The 16239-nt window shown below is 63.7% G+C and carries 15 protein-coding genes; 6 read left to right on the forward strand and 9 right to left on the reverse strand.

Translation table 11 applies throughout. From position 1 onward, the window contains the following. Positions 1–10 precede the first annotated feature (10 nt). The 3 genes from rplX to P353_RS20785 all read right to left on the reverse strand — a co-directional run bounded on the left by rplX (position 11) and on the right by P353_RS20785 (position 2729). Positions 11–328, reverse strand: coding sequence for a 50S ribosomal protein L24 (rplX, locus tag P353_RS20775; protein WP_003050504.1), 318 nt, complete (start codon positions 326–328; stop codon positions 11–13). 12 nt (positions 329–340) lie between these two features. Further along, on the reverse strand, positions 341–709 hold the full coding sequence (rplN, locus tag P353_RS20780) for a 50S ribosomal protein L14 (protein WP_003050500.1): 369 nt from the start codon (positions 707–709) through the stop codon (positions 341–343). A 424-nt stretch (positions 710–1133) separates the two neighbouring features. After that, the gene (locus P353_RS20785; RefSeq protein ID WP_034373825.1) at positions 1134–2729 is read right to left on the reverse strand and encodes a glycerol-3-phosphate dehydrogenase/oxidase; all 1596 of its coding nucleotides are present in this window, start codon (positions 2727–2729) and stop codon (positions 1134–1136) included. Between the two features lie 500 nt (positions 2730–3229). Between P353_RS20785 and P353_RS20790 the strand changes: the two genes are divergently transcribed. The 3 genes from P353_RS20790 to glpK are packed head-to-tail and all read left to right on the forward strand — an operon-like array spanning position 3230 to position 5981. After that, on the forward strand, positions 3230–3994 hold the full coding sequence (locus tag P353_RS20790) for a DeoR/GlpR family DNA-binding transcription regulator (RefSeq protein ID WP_034373828.1): 765 nt from the start codon (positions 3230–3232) through the stop codon (positions 3992–3994). Next, entirely contained in the window at positions 3991–4470 is a 480-nt protein-coding gene (locus tag P353_RS20795) for a GNAT family N-acetyltransferase (RefSeq protein ID WP_034373831.1), read from the forward strand. The genes P353_RS20790 and P353_RS20795 overlap by 4 nt, the downstream gene beginning before the upstream one ends. Positions 4471–4484: 14 nt before the next feature. Next, positions 4485–5981, forward strand: coding sequence for a glycerol kinase GlpK (gene glpK, locus P353_RS20800; protein WP_034373833.1), 1497 nt, complete (start codon positions 4485–4487; stop codon positions 5979–5981). An 82-nt stretch (positions 5982–6063) separates the two neighbouring features. Here the strand turns inward: glpK and aqpZ are convergent, their stop codons facing one another. Further along, on the reverse strand, positions 6064–6762 hold the full coding sequence (aqpZ, locus tag P353_RS20805) for an aquaporin Z (protein WP_034373835.1): 699 nt from the start codon (positions 6760–6762) through the stop codon (positions 6064–6066). A 100-nt stretch (positions 6763–6862) separates the two neighbouring features. Here aqpZ and P353_RS20810 point away from each other — a divergent pair, with 100 nt between their 5' ends. Both P353_RS20810 and proC read left to right on the forward strand, forming a co-directional pair. Further along, positions 6863–8041, forward strand: coding sequence for an esterase-like activity of phytase family protein (locus tag P353_RS20810; protein WP_034373838.1), 1179 nt, complete (start codon positions 6863–6865; stop codon positions 8039–8041). Between the two features lie 69 nt (positions 8042–8110). Further along, complete coding sequence (proC, locus tag P353_RS20815) at positions 8111–8950, forward strand: pyrroline-5-carboxylate reductase (protein ID WP_034373841.1); 840 nt, start codon at positions 8111–8113, stop codon at positions 8948–8950. Between the two features lie 84 nt (positions 8951–9034). Here the strand turns inward: proC and ubiA are convergent, their stop codons facing one another. The 5 genes from ubiA to recG form a co-directional block, all read right to left on the reverse strand. Beyond that, on the reverse strand, positions 9035–9916 hold the full coding sequence (gene ubiA, locus P353_RS20820; protein ID WP_034373844.1) for a 4-hydroxybenzoate octaprenyltransferase: 882 nt from the start codon (positions 9914–9916) through the stop codon (positions 9035–9037). A gap of 50 nt (positions 9917–9966) precedes the next feature. Continuing rightward, positions 9967–10815 carry a phosphatase PAP2 family protein gene (locus tag P353_RS20825; protein WP_052084954.1) on the reverse strand — a complete coding sequence of 283 codons (849 nt, stop codon included), beginning with the start codon at positions 10813–10815 and terminating at the stop codon, positions 9967–9969. 97 nt (positions 10816–10912) lie between these two features. Next, positions 10913–11449, reverse strand: coding sequence for a Dps family protein (locus P353_RS20830; RefSeq protein WP_034373847.1), 537 nt, complete (start codon positions 11447–11449; stop codon positions 10913–10915). A gap of 63 nt (positions 11450–11512) precedes the next feature. Further along, the gene (locus P353_RS20835; RefSeq protein WP_003050465.1) at positions 11513–12481 is read right to left on the reverse strand and encodes a LysR substrate-binding domain-containing protein; all 969 of its coding nucleotides are present in this window, start codon (positions 12479–12481) and stop codon (positions 11513–11515) included. A gap of 142 nt (positions 12482–12623) precedes the next feature. Next, positions 12624–14807, reverse strand: a complete 2184-nt coding sequence (gene recG, locus P353_RS20840) for an ATP-dependent DNA helicase RecG (RefSeq protein WP_034373850.1) — start codon at positions 14805–14807, stop codon at positions 12624–12626. A gap of 148 nt (positions 14808–14955) precedes the next feature. Here recG and P353_RS20845 point away from each other — a divergent pair, with 148 nt between their 5' ends. Next, positions 14956–16167: an HD-GYP domain-containing protein gene (locus P353_RS20845; RefSeq protein ID WP_034373852.1), complete on the forward strand. Its 1212-nt coding sequence runs from the start codon at positions 14956–14958 to the stop codon at positions 16165–16167. The last annotated feature ends 72 nt before the right edge of the window (positions 16168–16239 follow it).

The raw sequence follows: 16239 nt of genomic DNA on the forward strand, positions 1-16239 counted from the left end.
GTGTTACTCCTTAGGCGGCGATTTCAGCGCCATTGGACTTGAACACGCGAACACGTGTGCCGTCGGCGTTCACCTTGATGCCCACGCGATCGGCCTTGCCGGTCGCTGCATTGAAGATAGCCACGTTGGATTGGTGGATAGGCATGGCCTTTTCCACGATACCGCCGGTGGTGCCCTTCATGGGGTTAGGCTTGGTGTGCTTCTTGACCAGGTTGATACCGTCCACGATCACGTGGGAGTCATCCTTGCGCAGAGAAACCACGCCACGCTTGCCCTTGTCACGGCCGGTCAGCACGATAACTTCGTCGCCCTTGCGAATCTTGTTCATGGTGCTATTCCTTTAGAGAACTTCAGGGGCCAGCGACACGATCTTCATGAACTTTTCGGTACGCAGTTCACGAGTCACGGGGCCAAAGATGCGGGTGCCGATGGGCTCCAGCTTGGCGTTCAGCAGCACGGCGGCATTGCCGTCGAACTTCACGAGCGAACCGTCTGCACGACGGATGCCCTTGGCGGTGCGCACAACCACAGCACTGTAGATCTCGCCTTTTTTGACGCGACCACGAGGAGCTGCTTCCTTGACGCTCACCTTGATGATGTCGCCAACACTTGCGTAGCGACGATGAGAACCGCCCAGCACCTTAATGCACTGAACAGACTTCGCGCCGGTGTTGTCGGCAACCTCTAACCGAGATTCTGTTTGGATCATTTCAATATTCCCAACTTGCTCCAGCAACGCTCGACAGCCCCAGAGTCTTCTCAAGGGCTGATCAAGCAGCCGGTCAGTCTTGGGCCCGTCGTCCACCTTCCGGACCATTCCGGAAGGCTTCCCGCTGGGCAGAAAGTTCCACGCTTTTAAACGTGAAGCATGAGATTGTCGCAGGAAATCCCTTGTGCGTCAAGCTGTTAGCCTGCAATACCCGCACTGATTTCACTGGCGCAAAGCCTGGCGGACAGGCATCTCGCACTTGCAACTAAAACAATAGCGCACAGCGCTTGCAGTACATTGATTTCAAATAGAAAACCATTTGAAATCAATAGATAGCAAGCGCATCCAGCTCACATTTTCAAGAGGCCTGCGGGCCGCAGCCTGTTGCCCGCACGCCACGCCCCGCGCAGAGCGGCCGCGCAGATCAGCCCTGAGCGGGCAGATATTGGCGAGTCAGAGCCAGGAAATCGTTGAGCTGCACATCCTGCCCCAGCTCCTCGGTCAGGATGGCTGCAACGCGGGGCGCAATCTCGGCCGCCTTGCGGGCATCGAGAAAGAGCAGACGGCTGCGACGCGCCAGCATGTCCTCGACGGTTCGCGCGTACTCGAAGCGCGCGGCAAAGCGCACCATGGCCTCGGAAAGACCGTCCATCAGCCAGTTCTGCGCCCCCGGCAACGCCGCCACGGCGGCGGCATCCGTGCCGTAGGAGTGCAGGCCCTGGCTCTGATTCATGCTGTGCGTGACTGCGGCTTCGGGCGGCGCACCGACCAGGGGCAGGTTCACGGTCACGCCGGCTGGGCGGCTGGGCAGACGACCGATCTGGAAGCATTCGGCCAGCACATCCTCGGACATGGCCCGGTAAGTCGTCCATTTGCCGCCGGTGACGGTCACCAGACCCGTCTTGCTGGACATCACCGTGTGCTCGCGGCTGATCTTCTTGGTGTTCTCGCCATCATCGTCCTGCGGCTTGACCAGCGGGCGCAGGCCCACCCACATGCTGCGCACATCGGCCAGCGTGGGCTGGCGATTCAGATACTTGCCGGCCTCGCCGAGAATGAAGTCCAGCTCCTCAGGGAAAGGCAGGGGCTCGCGCGCCAGGTCGTGACGCGGCGTGTCGGTGGTTCCCAGAATGACCTTACCCAGCCACGGCACGGCAAACAGCACGCGGCCATCGGCGGTCTTGGGGATCAGCAGCGCATGATCCGTGGGCAGGAACTCGCGGTCCACCACCACGTGCACGCCCTGGCTGGGCGCCACCATGGGCTTGACGGGCTTGCCTTGGGCCTCGGCATCCTGCTGGCGGAACAGATCCACCCAGGGCCCCGTGGCATTGACCACGCACTTGGCGCGCACGGTGAAGTTGCGACCCGATTCCGCATCGCGGCAGATCAGGCCGGCAATCTGGTGGTTTTCATAGATCAGCTTCTCTGCCGGGCAGTAATTGATCAGCAAAGCGCCCTTGGCCGCCGCGGTACGCGCCAGCGCCAGCGCCAGACGCGCATCGTCAAACTGGCCATCCCAGTACTTGACCCCGCCCTTGAGACCTTTTTGCTGCACGGTCGGCAGGTATTTCACAGTCTTGGCGCTGGAGAGGAATTCGGTCGCCCCCAAGCCGGCCTTGCCGGCCAGCGCGTCGTACATCTTGAGGCCGATGCCGTAGAACGGCGTATCCAGCAGCTTGTACGAGGGCATCACAAAGGCCAGAGGCTGGGCCAGATGCGGTGCGTTGTGCAACAGGGTCGTGCGCTCATGCAGTGCTTCGCGCACCAGGGAGATATTGCCCTGCGCCAGATAGCGCACGCCGCCGTGCACCAGCTTGGTGGCACGCGAGGAGGTGCCCTTGGCGAAGTCCAGCGACTCCAGCAGCACGACCTTGAAGCCGCGTGCCGCCGCATCCACCGCCACGCCCAGCCCCGTGGCACCGCCGCCCACGATGGCCAGATCGAAGCTTTCGGTCTGCGCCAGGCGCTCCAGCAGTTGTGCACGCGTTGTAGCCAAGGGTTGAGTGGACTGGTTCATGGAACGACTTCTGCGGTGATCGCCGCGCCGCCCTCATCCAGCGATGAGACGCGCACAGCAAAGAACAAATTTCAGATCGAATATTTTCGCTCTTTTTCGCTTTTAGTGCATTGCAAATCCCAAATATCGATTCGTTTTTGCGCGATTTAAGCCTAAACCGCCGACCCGGCGCCGCTCCGGCCTGGCTGCCACATCGGCAATCGACGCGCTTGCACACACTCAAAGCATGAACTGCATTCTTCTTGCCACGCCAATTGTTACTGCTGCAACAACTCGCCACGATGACATATAACCGCAGCTTGCTGTCAGACTTCAGACTCGGCGCGGATTCATTTTTGTTTTTTACCGGGCAATTCCATAGAAAATCACCCTATTAGAGGTTCGTTTGGATTCGCTCACAATCCCTGCACTGCACGCTGCGGCTGGCGCTCTCCCCTGTAGAGCTCTTCGCCTGCAGCGCGTCCATGCGCCAATAGCACCTATATAACCAGTCACCAGTCATGAACAGCAATCCCCGCCAGTTGCAGCTTGTCGAAGAAGTCCGCGCCCGCCAATCCACCTCGGTGGAGCAACTGGCCGAAATCCTCGGGGTCACGCTGCAGACCGTGCGCCGCGACATCCAGAAGCTGGCCGATGCCGGATTGCTGGTGCGCTTTCATGGCGGCGTGCGCGTGCCCAGCGCCACCGTGGAGAATCTGGCCCATACCCAGCGCCAGGTATTGCACGCCGAAGGCAAGATGCGCATTGCACGCGCCATCGCCGAGGCCATTCCCAACGGCTGCTCGCTGATTCTCAACATCGGCACCACCACCGAAGCGGTGGCCCAGGCCCTGCTGCAGCACAAGGGGCTGCGCGTCATCACCAACAATCTCAATGTCGCCGCCATCCTCAGCAGCAACGCCGATTGCGAGGTCATTGTGGCGGGCGGCGTGGTGCGCACCCGCGACCGCGGCATCGTGGGCGAGGCTGCCGTGGACTTCATGCGCCAGTTCAAGGTCGACATTGCCGTGATCGGCATCTCGGCCATCGAATCCGACGGCAGCCTGCGCGACTTCGACCTGCGCGAGGTCAAGGTGGCCCAGACCATCATCGGCCAGTCGCGCGAAGTCTGGCTGGCGGCCGATCACAGCAAGTTCAGCCGCCAGGCCATGGTGGAGCTGGCACGCCTGAACCAGATCGACCGCCTGTTCACCGACGTGCCGCCCTCCGCCCCCTTCGATGCCCTGTTGCGCGATGCCGAGGTGCAATGCACCATCGCCCAATGAACGCTGCCCCCTATCTGATCCGCCCCGCACTCCCCGAGGATGCAGCAGGCATTGCCGAGTTGCTGCACGACATAGGCTGGTTCAAGGCCTATGAAACCCATTCCGCCGCCCAGAACACCGAGGCCGTGCAGGCGCTGCTGGACGAGTTGCAGACCGGGCCGGAGCGCTCTTTAATGCTGGTGGCGCAAGACGGCCAGCACCGCATTCACGGCTACTGTGCCGTGCACTGGCTGCCGGTCGCCGTGCAGCAGGGCTGGGAGGCCTATGTAAGCGAGCTGTTTGTCGCCGAAGCGGCGCGCGGAGCCGGCCTGGGCCAGCAGTTGCTGGATGCGGCCACACAGGCTGCGCGCGAGCGCCGCTGCCTGCGCATCTGGCTGGTCAACAACCGCGAGCGCCCTTCCTATGTGCGCGGCTTTTATTCCAGCCAGGGCTGGAGCGAACAGGCCGAAATGGCGCGCTTTGTGCTCCCCCTCTGAATCACGGACAACCCATGACAACCTATCTGCTCGCCCTGGACCAGGGCACCTCCAGCTCCCGCTCCATCGTCTTCGACACACAAGGCCGCATCGTGGCATCGGCCCAGCTGGAGCTACCGCAGATCTATCCGCAACCGGGCTGGGTAGAGCATGACCCGCGCGAGATCTGGCGCACCCAGCTGAGCACCGCCAAAGAGGCGCTGGCCAAGGCGGGCCTCAAGGCGGCCGACATCCGCTCGGTGGGTATTACCAACCAGCGCGAAACCACCATCGTCTGGAACCGCAAGACCGGCGCCCCCATTCACCACGGCATCGTCTGGCAGGACCGCCGCGCCGAACCCACCTGCGTGCAACTGCGCGAAGCCGGTCACAGCGACGCCATTCTGCAAAAAACCGGCCTGCGCATCGATGCCTATTTTTCAGGCACCAAGCTCAAGTGGCTGCTGGACAACGTGCCCGGCGCACGCGCCGCAGCGCAGGCCGGCGAGCTGGCCTTCGGCACGGTGGATTGCTGGCTGATCTGGCAGCTGACGGGCGGCAAGCGCCATGTCACCGACGTGAGCAACGCCAGCCGCACCATGCTCTTCAATGTGCACAGCAACCAGTGGGATGCCGATCTGCTGGCCCTGCTGGACATTCCTGCGTGTCTGATGCCCGAGGTCCTGCCCTCGGCTGCCGATTTCGGCCAGACGGCTGACGAGGTGCTGGGCGGCTCCATCAATATCGGCGGCGTGGCCGGCGACCAGCAAAGCGCACTGTTCGGCCAGGCATGCTTCGACGCGGGCATGGCCAAGAACACCTATGGCACGGGTTGCTTCATGCTCATGCATACGGGCAGCAGCTTCCAGACCTCGAGCAACGGCCTGCTGACCACATCGGCCGCCCAGGTGAGCCGCCAGCCCCAGTTTGCACTGGAAGGCAGCGTCTTCGTCGGCGGTGCCGTGGTGCAGTGGCTGCGCGACGGCCTGCAGGCCATCGAGCACAGCGGCCAGGTCCAGCAACTGGCCGAAAGCGTGCCCGACAGCGGAGGCGTGATGCTGGTGCCGGCCTTTACGGGCCTGGGCGCCCCCTACTGGAAGCCCGACGCGCGCGGCACCATCACCGGCCTGACGCGCGGCACGACAATGGCCCATATCGCCCGCGCGGCCCTGGAATCCATTGCCTACCAGAGTGCGGCCCTGCTCGGCGCCATGAGCCGCGACGCCGTGGCCACGGGCGGCACGCCGGTCAGCGAGCTGCGCGTGGACGGCGGCGCCTGCGTGAACAATCTGCTGATGCAGTTCCAGGCCGATCTGCTGGGTATTCCCGTGGTACGTCCGGCCTGCGTGGAAACCACGGCCCTGGGCGCGGCCTATCTGGCCGGCCTGTCCAGCGGCGTCTATCAGAGCACCGAGGAGCTGTCGGCATTGTGGAAGGCCGAGCGCCGCTTCCTGCCCACGCTGGGCAAGGGGCGCGCCGACGAGCTGATGCAGCGCTGGGAACAGGCCGTACGCCAGACCACGGCGCAGTAAAGCCGCACCGTCCGGCAAAAACCATCAAAAAAGGGATGCCAATGCATCCCTTTTTTGTTTCGGCAACGGCCGCGTTCAACACTCAGTCTTCGTCACCCAGCAGCGCCTTGTGAATCACGGCACCGATGATGGCGCCCACGATGGGAGCCAGCCAGAACAGCCACAGCTGCTCCAGCGCGATGGCCGGACCGAACAGCGCCGGACCGGTGCTTCGGGCGGGGTTGACCGAGGTATTGGTCACGGGGATGGAGATCAGATGGATCAGCGTCAGGCACAGACCGATGCTCATGCCCGCAAAGCCCACGGCGGCCTTCTTGGTGGTGGAGCCCAGGATCACCAGCAGAAACACGGCGGTCAGCACCACCTCGGTCACCAGCGCCGCCGCCATATTGAACTTGCCCGGCGAGTGCTCGCCATAGCCGTTGGTGGCCAGATCGGCCACCTGTGCGCCGGCCTTGCCACTGGCAATGAAATACAGCGTGGCGGCCGCCACAATGGCACCCAGTACCTGGGCAATGATGTAGCCAGGCAGCTCGGCAAAGCGAAAACGCCCCGCCACTGCCAGACCGACGGAGACCGCCGGATTGAAGTGGCCGCCGGAGACGGGGCCGAAGGCGTAAGCGCCCGTCAGCACCGTCAGGCCGAAGGCAAAGGACACGCCCAGCAGGCCGATGCCCACTTCGGGAAAGGCCGCTGCCAGCACCGCGCTGCCGCAACCGCCAAAGGTCAACCAGAAAGTACCCAGAAACTCCGCCGACCATTTTTTGACATTGGATGCCATGATTGCTCCCTATTTCCGATGGCGTCGTCCGTGCAGCCCCGCGCGGCACAGAACCACTGGCATCTTAGAAAGCGATCGGCGAAAAATACAAGGCACAAATGTGAACAATCCGCGACAGCTCCAGCTTTGGGGCCTCTCGTTGATCTGCGCCAGTCTGGCTGCCTGCACGACGGCGCCGCTCGCACCACATCGCATCTGCAGCACATCCCAGGCCCGGCCCTGGTCACTGCTTGGGGAAATCCGCTGGCAGCATGACAAGCTGTTTGCCGGCACGGCTGTGGGCGGTCTGTCATCGATCGACTACGACGCGGGCAGCAATCTGTACTACCTGGTCAGCGACGACCGCTTAGCCCATGGACCGGCGCGCTTTTACACGGCGCGCATCGACTACGACGCCGGCGGCCTGCATCAGGTCAGGCTGCACGATGCGCGGCCGCTGCTCAGCCCCGCCCAGGCTCCCTATCCCAGTCACCGCCAGCCCCTGCCCGGCATCGCGACGCCCGATGCGGAAGCCCTGCGCGTGCTGCCAGGAGGACAATCCCTGCTGTGGAGCAGCGAGGGCGACTTCGCACGCGGATTCGGCCCGCAACTGCTGCAATCAGGCACGGACGGGCGCTGGCAGCGCGAATGGCCGCTGCCGCCCGAGCTGCGCCTGCCGGCCAGCAAGTCCGAGGGGCCGCGCAGCAACTTCACGCTCGAAGGTCTGGCGCTGAGCCAGGATGGCCGCACGCTCTGGCTGGCCATGGAGGCGGCGCTCAGGCAAGACGGGCCCCTGCCCGCAGCCGGCCGAGCAGGCGGCCCGGTGCGCATCACCGCCTATGACATGGGCACGCAGCAGCCGATGCGCCAGCTGGCCTACCAGCCCGATGCCCTGCCTGCCGACCTGTGGCTGCAACGCGGCGCCATCAACGGCGTCAGCGCCGTGCTGGCCGACGACGCCGAGCATCTGCTGGTGCTGGAGCGCTTCTTTGCGCCGCCGCTACGCTTCGGCGCCCGCATCTACCGCATCAGCACCCGTGCCGACGCAAGCAGCGATACGCTGGACCAGGCCCGGCTCCTGCCGGGCAACTACCGGTCTGCGGACAAGGAATTGCTGCTGGACCTGGCCGATGCAGGCCTGCGATCCGTGGACAACCTGGAGGGCATGAGCTGGGGGCCGCCGCTGCCCGATGGCCGACGCGTGCTGCTGCTGGTCAGCGACAACAACTTCAATCCCGCCGAAGTCACCCAGTTCATCGCCTTGAGCGAAGAGCGCGGCCGCTGCGGCGCGGGTTTATAGTGCGCTGTACGCCTGGAATCCGAAGACAGGCTTGCCCACTTGCTGCATTGCAAAGCGAATCGAACCATCATGAGCCAGACCGACCACTCGACCTCCGCCTTCCCTCCCATCGCCTTTATCGGCGGCGGCAACATGGCCAGCGCCATCATCGGCGGCCTGATCCGCCAGGGTGCTCCGGCCAGCAGCATCACCGTGGTCGAGCCTTTTGAAGCCACGCGCGCTGCGATCAAGACCAGCTTCGGCATCGACGCCCTGCCCGCCGCCACCGAGGCCCTGCAAAGCGCCCAGCTGGTGGTCTGGGCCGTCAAGCCCCAGAGCTTCAAGGAAGCGGCCGCTCCCGTTGCCGCCCATACCCGCAAGGCCCTGCACCTGAGCGTGGCTGCCGGCATCACCACCGACAGCATTGCGGCCTGGACCGGCACCCAGCGCATCGTGCGCGCCATGCCCAATACCCCGGCCCTGGTAGGCAAGGGCATGACGGGCCTGTTCGCCCGCCCCGAGGTCGATGCCCAGGACAAGGCCCTGATCGAGACCGTGATCGGCAGCACCGGCGAACTCACCTGGGTGGACCAGGAAGCGCATCTGGATGCCGTGACGGCCATCTCCGGCTCCGGCCCGGCCTATGTATTCCTGTTCCTCGAAGCCATGACTCAGGCGGGCGTCGACATGGGCCTCAGCGCCGAGCAAAGCTACAAGCTGGCCGTGGCCACGTTTGCGGGCGGCTCGGAACTGGCGGCACGCTCCAGCGAGAGCGCCGAGGTGCTGCGCCAGCGCGTGACCAGCAAGGGCGGCACCACCTATGCTGCCATCACGCATATGCAGGAGCAAAAGCTGCCCGAGCATTTCATCGAGGCCATGCGCAAGGCCCAGATCCGCGCACAGGAGCTGGCCGCCGAGTTCGGCAAATAAAGAAAACCGGCCTCGGCCGGTTTTTTTGAGCCATTCAAGCCTCTATCGCTTATCAGTCAAGCGCTTTCAGCTATTAAAACAAGACTATTTCAACGCAAACCCTAGCGCCACGCCTGCAAAGATCGCAGCGCCGATCCAGTGACTCTTGCTGAAGGCGACAAAACAGCCTTCGCGCGTGCGGTCCTTGATCAGGCTGAAATGCCACAAGATCTGGGCCGCCGCCACGCCCATGCCCAGCCAGAAGGGCCAGCCCAGCCGATAAGGAGCCAGCACCCAGGCGATCAGACCCCAGCACAGGGCAAAGAACAGCATGATGGCCGTGACATCGAAACGGCCCAGGGTGATGGCCGAGGTCTTCATGCCGATCTTGAGATCGTCATCGCGGTCCACCATGGCGTATTCGGTGTCATAGGCCAGCACCAGAAACATATTGGCCAGCCACAGCGTCCAGGCCGTGGCACTGACCTCACCGGTCACCGCCGCAAACGCAATCACGATGCCGAAATTGAAGGCAATGCCCAGAAAGGCCTGAGGCATGGCAAAAAAGCGCTTGGTGAAGGGATAGAGAATCGTGAACAGCACGGCAGGCACCGACCAGGCCACGGCCTCCCAGCGGGTGGACAGCACCAGACCGAAGGCCACCAGCGTGAGCACCAGGCCGACCATGGCGGCCTCCCTGACCGAGATCTGGCCGCTGGTGACGGGGCGCTGGGTGGTGCGCTTCACATGTTTGTCGAAGTCGCGGTCGGCAATATCGTTGATGGTGCAGCCCGCGCTGCGCATCAGCACCGTGCCCAGCACAAAGACGATAAGCAGATGCCAGCCCGGAAAGCCCTGTCCGGCCACCCACAGTGCCACCAGTGTGGGCCAGACCAGCACCAGCCAGCCCGCGGGACGGTTGAAGCGGATCAGATCCAGATACAGCGACAGCTTGGAGCGCGGCGAAGCAGGAATGGAGGCGGACATGAGAGGGGTTCCGGAAGGCAGGAGATCACGACCGGGCCCCCAGGCCACGGTCAGCGCAGCGGCAATTGTGCCTCGGCCTGCGGCGGCCCGAGGGCGCCGCCCCCATGCTCGACACGGTCTGTCAACCAGAGCACCAGAGCCGTCCAGCCCAGGCCCAGGCACAGGCCCGCCAGCACATCGCTGGCATGGTGCACGGACAGCAGCACGCGGCTCAAGCCCGTGCTCAGGGCCAGCAGCGCTGCCGCCGCAAACACCCCAGCCCGCCATCGCGGCGGCAGGCGACGCGCGGCCAGCCAGGCCAGCATGCCGAAAATCGCGGCCGTGCCCGCGCTATGGCCGCTGGGAAAGCTGAAGCCGGCCTCATGCACCAGTCCGTCCAGCGGACGCGCACGCTGCATGGCCGCCTTGATGAAGCGCACCCACAGTCCCGTGCCAGCCACGGCCACCACCCAGCCCATCAGCTGCAGGCCCTGGCGCCGCCACAGCAGCCACAGGCCTACGGCCAGGCTCAGCAACCCCATGACGCGCAAATCCCCGAGCAGAGTCCATGCCTGCACCAAAGGCTGCAGCATGGGCGGCAGGGCCGCGCTCACCGCGCGCTGCAGCTTCAGGTCCAGGGCCATCAGCCCCTGAGGCGGCTGCACCGACTGGGACTGCTGCACGCCGACGCTCAGCAGAGCCAGAAACACAGCCGCCAGTGCCGCCAGTGCCAGCAGCCGGCCGCCATTCGGCCTGAAATTCGCGTGGCGGTCCTGCCACAGCCATGCGGCCCGGCCCTGCGCACGCCAGCGCAGCATGCCGGCCGTGAGCAGCAGCAACAGCAGCAGCACCCAGATGGCATGGCTGTCCACCCACTGCACCAGCAGGAGCACGGGAGTCGCCGCAGAAAACACAGGCATTCCTTTCAGGAGCAAAAGCGAAAAAGCCCTGACGGGCCTCGGGAGGCGGGCCCGTCAGGGCTTGGGGAGTCCGCGCGAACGACGGCCTGGGTGCGGCTCACTCCTCGAGCAGGGAGCGCAGCATCCAGGCAGTCTGCTCGTGCACGGCCAGGCGCTGGGTCAGCAGATCGGCCGTAGGCTCGTCGCCGGCCTTGTCGGCACGGGGAAACAGCTGGCGGGCCGTGCGCGCCACGGCCTCGTGGCCCTGCACCAGGATGCGCACCATCTCCAGGGCCTTGGGCGGCTGCGCCGGTGCATCGGGCAGGCTGGTGAGCTTGCCGAACTGGGCATAGGAGCCGGGTGCATGGTGGCCCAGTGCGCGGATGCGCTCAGCCACGGGATCGACGGCATTCCACAGCTCGGTGTACTGCGTCATGAACATGGTGTGCAGCGTGTTGAACATGGGCCCCGTGACATTCCAGTGGAAGTTGTGCGTGGTCAGGTACAGCGTATAGGTGTCGGCCAGCAGCGCCGACAGCCCCTTGGCGATGGCGGCGCGATCCTCGTCGCTGATGCCTATGTGGATGCCTGCGGGCACCTGCGGCGCGGCGTCCGACTTTTGTTTCTGCGATTTGTCCTTGCCTTGCTTGGTCATGCACTCACCTTTCAGGTTTAACGAATCCAGATTCCCGCCCTCTTCGGGCCGCCAAAGCCACGCTTACTGCGACAGGCGCTGCACTCCCGGCAGCGGGCAGGCGTAGACGGCATTGCGCAGTGCGGCAATTGCCTCATAGCGCGTGAAGCTGCGCCGCCAGGCCAGCACCACACGGCGGGTGGGCGGCGCAATGCCGTCTTCCTCATGAATCGGAAGATAGCGAATATGAGGCTCATCGGCGCGGCGACGGCGCTCAATGGGAGCCAGCGCATCCTCGGGCACGGACAGTCGTGGCACCAGGGTCACGCCCATGCCGGCGGCCACCATGTATTTGATGGTTTCCAACGAGGAGCCTTCGAACGTGCGGCGAATGCCTTCGGAGTTGCTGGCATAGCGCGCGAATTCGGGGCAGACCTCGAGCACATGGTCGCGGAAGCAGTGACCCGCACCCAGCAGCAGCATGGTCTCGTTCTTGAGATCCGTCGTGGACAGGCTTTTCTTCTGCGCCAGCGGGTGGGTGCTGGGCACGGCGGCCATGAAGGGCTCGTCGTACAGCGGCGCCAGTGCCAGACCGGTATCCGGGAAGGGCTCGGCCATGATGGCGCAGTCGATCTCGCCCGTGCGCAGCATCTCCAGCAGCTTGACGGTGAAGTTCTCCTGCAGCATCAGCGGCATCTGCGGCGTCATATTGATGGAGTTGCGCACCAGATCGGGCAGCAGATAGGGGCCGATGGTGTAGATCACACCCAGGGTCAGAACGCCGGACAGCGGGTCCTTGCCACGCTTGGCGATTTCCTTGATCTCGTTGGCCTGCTCCAGCACGCTTTGCGCCTGGCGCACGATCTCCTCGCCCAGCGAGGTCACCGAGACTTCGCCGGCACTGCGCTCGAAAATCTTGACATCCAGCTCTTCCTCCAGCTTCTTGATCGCCACGGACAGCGTAGGCTGGGACACATAGCAGGCTTCGGCGGCGCGGCCAAAGTGCTTCTCCCGCGCAACGGCCACGATGTACTTCAATTCGGTAAGAGTCATAGAGAGTGGATCTTTCGGATTATCAATAACAGCATTGATTCATCCTGTTTTTGCATTCAATCACATATTACCAAGGCAAAAGATTACATATATTCCTGCAAAAACGTAACTATTTACGTCTACAAACGCAATTTTCGGTACTTCAGGCCTTCAGATACTCGGCCTTGCCACCCAGCCAGCGGCTGACATGGCGTGCCGCCAGCGCAGGAAACTGCTCAAGCATAAGCGGTGCCAGCTCGCGCGCCCAGTCCAGCAGCAGCACATCCTGCTCCAGATCGGCAAAGCGCAACATGGGGGCGCCGGACTGCCGGGCGCCGAGAAACTCGCCCGGTCCGCGAATCTCCAGATCCCGCCTCGCTATCTCGAAGCCGTCATTGGTCTCGGCCATGGCACGCAGGCGCTCCTTGCCGGTATCGGACAGGCGCCCGTTGTCATTGACCGAATACAGCAGCACGCAGGCCGAAGCCGCAGCACCGCGCCCCACGCGGCCGCGCAGCTGGTGCAGCTGCGACAGGCCGAAGCGCTCCGAGTGTTCGATGACCATCAGCGAGGCATTGGGCACATCCACTCCCACCTCGATCACCGTGGTGGACACCAGCACGCCCATGACCCCGGCCGAAAACAGCTCCATCACGGCCTTTTTCTCGGCCGTGGGCATGCGCGAGTGCAGCAGGCCCACCATGACACCGGGCAGCATTTCGCTCAAATATTCATGGGTGGCCGTGGCATTCGACAGATCCAGCGCTTCGCTCTCCTCGATCAGCGGGCAGACCCAGTAGACCTGGCGCCCGCTGGCAACCTGGGCACCGATGCGCTCGATCACCTCGTCCTTGCGGCTGTCCGAGATCAGCTTGGTGACGATGGGCGTGCGCCCGGGCGGCAGCTCGTCGATGGTGGAGACATCAAGGTCGGCGTAATAGCTCATGGCCAGCGTGCGTGGAATGGGCGTGGCGCTCATCATCAGCAGATGCGGCTCCATGCCCGTGGCCGCTAGCTTTTGCCGCAGCGCCAGACGCTGGGCCACGCCAAAGCGGTGCTGCTCGTCGATCACGGCCAGGGCCAGGTTCTTGAACTGCACCTGCTCCTGAATCACGGCATGGGTGCCCACGACCAGCGCCGCCTCGCCGCTCTCCACCAGCGCCAGCATCGCAGCGCGCTCCTTCTTTTTCTGGGCACCGGCCAGCCAGGCGACCTTTTTGCCCAGCGGCGCCAGAATCGGCTCCAGCCAGCCGACCAGCTTGCCAAAATGCTGCTCGGCCAGAATCTCGGTCGGAGCCATCAACGCGCATTGCCAGCCAGCCTCGATACAGGCCACGGCAGACAAGGCCGCCACCACCGTCTTGCCCGAGCCCACATCGCCCTGCAGCAAACGGTGCATGGGAATGCGGCGCTCCATATCGGTCCGAATCTCGCCCACCACGCGCTGCTGCGCGCCCGTCAGGCCAAACGGCAGCTGCGCGAGAAACTGCTGCGTCAAATCCGCCATGCCGGCCTGCGGCCTGAGCACGGGCGCTCGCAAGCGGGCACGCTCGCGCTTGGCTTCATACTGGGACAGCTGCTGAGCCAGCAGCTCTTCGGCCTTGAGCCTTTGCCAGGCCGGATGGGAATGGTCTTCCAGCGTGACGAGCGCCACATCGGGCGTTGGGTGATGCAAAAAAGTGAGCGCATTGCGCAAGTCACATGATGGTTGAAGCCCGTTCTGACCATAGAACTGCGCAATGGGAGGTGACTGCCCTGGAGGCAGGGTCTCGGACAGGTCTGCGCGCAGCAGCGCCGAGCCGATGGCGCGGCGCAGATAGGCCTGAGGCAGGCTGGCGCTGGCGGGATAGACCGGTGTCAGCGCCGTGGGCAGCTCTCCGCCCGCCACCCGGAATGCGGGGTGCATCATCTGCCGCCCCCAGAAGCCGCCCTTGACCTCGCCGCGGATGCGCAGGCGCGCGCCCGGGGCCATGGTTTTTTGCTGCGAGGGATAGAAGCTGAAGAAGGTCAGCACACAGGTGCTGCTGCCGTCATCCACGGTGACCTTGAGCATGCGCCGCGGGCGCAGTTGCACCTCGCTGTGCGTGACCGTGGCTTCGATCTGCACCGTCTCGCCATCGCGCGCGTTCTTCAGCGGCACGATGCGGGTTTCGTCCTCATAGCGCAGCGGCAGATGCAAAGCCAGATCGATATCGCGCGTCAGCCCCATCTTCTGCAAGGCCTGCTGCGCAGGGCTGAGCGTCTTTTTGGGAGCGGCATCCAGATCCGTGCCTGCCTTTTTTTCGCGAGCGGCAGCGCGCTTGGCAGCAGACTTCGGCTCGGCAACAGGCTTTTTTGACACAGACAACTGAGACTCCTTGACTACACTCCCCGCGACCAGGAAAGCAATGTATGTATATACAGCATATTCAGGTTTGCAAACAACTGCCTCCAGCGCAACAACGTCAAAATCGCTACCATCCTCAACTTGTTACTTTGTGTTTCCGTAGAAATTCATGTTGAAGCGAGTTGATGTCGAGCACCTTCGCCCGGGAATGTTTGTGCACGAGTTCTGCGGCTCTTGGATGGAGCATCCCTTTTTGCGTCCCCGCCTCCTGCTCGATCAGCCCAGGGACCTGGAGCGTCTGCTTGCCACCACCATCCGCCAGGTGTGGATAGACACCAGCAGGGGGGCCGACATTGCCCCCGACATCACGCCCGCAGAGGTCTCCGAGTCGCCAGTTGACGACGCTGTGCCGTGCTCACCGGCACGGCTGACCAGAACCAGCGTGGAGTTGCAGCAGGCCCATCAAATCATCGGGCAGGCACGTGATGTGCTCAAGACCATGTTCAACGACGTTCGCCTGGGCCGTCCGCTGGACCTGCCTGCCTCAAGCCTGCTGGTCGACGAGATGGCCGAGTCGATCAAGCGCAACCCCCATGCCTTGATCAGCCTGGCACGCCTGAAGACTGCGGACAACTACTCCTATATGCACAGCATCGCGGTGTGTGCCCTGATGATCGGGCTGGCGCACCGCATGGGCCTGGACGAACACCAGGTGCATCTGGCCGGTATCGCGGGCCTGCTGCACGACATCGGCAAGAGCAAAGTGCCTCTCGAGGTTCTCAACAAGCCTGGGCCGCTGGATGCCGAGGAGTGGATCATCATGAAATCCCACCCTCGCTGGGGCTACGAACTCCTGTTGCCTCAGGGGCTGGACGACACCGTTACCGACGCCTGTCTGCATCACCACGAAAAAGTCGACGGCACGGGCTACCCCGACGGACTGAAGCAGGACGACATCAGTCTGATGGCGCGCATGACGGCCGTCTGCGACGTCTATGACGCAATCACCTCGGATCGCCCCTACAAGCAAGGCTGGCACCCGGCCATCGCGCTGCAGCGCATGGCGCAATGGGCGCCCCATCATTTCGACAAAGCCATCTTCGAGCAGTTTGTCCAGACGGTGGGCATCTACCCGCTGGGCTCGCTGGTGCGACTTCAGTCGCAGCATCTTGCCGTGGTGCTGGATGTCTCGCCAGCCTGTCTGCTGACCCCGAAAGTGCGGCGCTTTTACTGCCTCAGCCAGCAGCGCCGCATAACGCCCGAGATTCTCGACCTGGCTTGTCCCCATGCCAACGACAGCATCGTCGGGCGCGAAGACCCTGCCGAATGGCCCTTCAGGAATCTCAACGAACTCTGGAACCCAGCTGCTGCTCAGCCCTGAAGCCGGCAGCCCTAATGGCGATTTGCGACAATCGCCCACTTGTTTGATTGAACTTGGAACGGGCCTCGTACG

This window comes from Comamonas testosteroni (assembly GCF_000761245.1).
GTDB classification, from domain to species: domain Bacteria; phylum Pseudomonadota; class Gammaproteobacteria; order Burkholderiales; family Burkholderiaceae_C; genus Comamonas; species Comamonas testosteroni_C.

What these genes read in the sequence shown, in the direction of transcription:
- ubiA (WP_034373844.1), bottom strand. Translation starts at nt 9,916, where the DNA reads ATGTCCGCCTCCATTCCTGCTTCGCCGCGCTCCAAGCTGTCGCTGTAT.
- proC (WP_034373841.1), top strand. Translation starts at nt 8,111, where the DNA reads ATGAGCCAGACCGACCACTCGACCTCCGCCTTCCCTCCCATCGCCTTT.
- P353_RS20795 (WP_034373831.1), top strand. Translation starts at nt 3,991, where the DNA reads ATGAACGCTGCCCCCTATCTGATCCGCCCCGCACTCCCCGAGGATGCA.
- P353_RS20825 (WP_052084954.1), bottom strand. Translation starts at nt 10,815, where the DNA reads ATGCCTGTGTTTTCTGCGGCGACTCCCGTGCTCCTGCTGGTGCAGTGG.
- P353_RS20790 (WP_034373828.1), top strand. Translation starts at nt 3,230, where the DNA reads ATGAACAGCAATCCCCGCCAGTTGCAGCTTGTCGAAGAAGTCCGCGCC.
- P353_RS20830 (WP_034373847.1), bottom strand. Translation starts at nt 11,449, where the DNA reads ATGACCAAGCAAGGCAAGGACAAATCGCAGAAACAAAAGTCGGACGCC.
- P353_RS20785 (WP_034373825.1), bottom strand. Translation starts at nt 2,729, where the DNA reads ATGAACCAGTCCACTCAACCCTTGGCTACAACGCGTGCACAACTGCTG.
- P353_RS20845 (WP_034373852.1), top strand. Translation starts at nt 14,956, where the DNA reads ATGTTGAAGCGAGTTGATGTCGAGCACCTTCGCCCGGGAATGTTTGTG.
- rplX (WP_003050504.1), bottom strand. Translation starts at nt 328, where the DNA reads ATGAACAAGATTCGCAAGGGCGACGAAGTTATCGTGCTGACCGGCCGT.
- glpK (WP_034373833.1), top strand. Translation starts at nt 4,485, where the DNA reads ATGACAACCTATCTGCTCGCCCTGGACCAGGGCACCTCCAGCTCCCGC.
- P353_RS20835 (WP_003050465.1), bottom strand. Translation starts at nt 12,481, where the DNA reads ATGACTCTTACCGAATTGAAGTACATCGTGGCCGTTGCGCGGGAGAAG.
- aqpZ (WP_034373835.1), bottom strand. Translation starts at nt 6,762, where the DNA reads ATGGCATCCAATGTCAAAAAATGGTCGGCGGAGTTTCTGGGTACTTTC.
- rplN (WP_003050500.1), bottom strand. Translation starts at nt 709, where the DNA reads ATGATCCAAACAGAATCTCGGTTAGAGGTTGCCGACAACACCGGCGCG.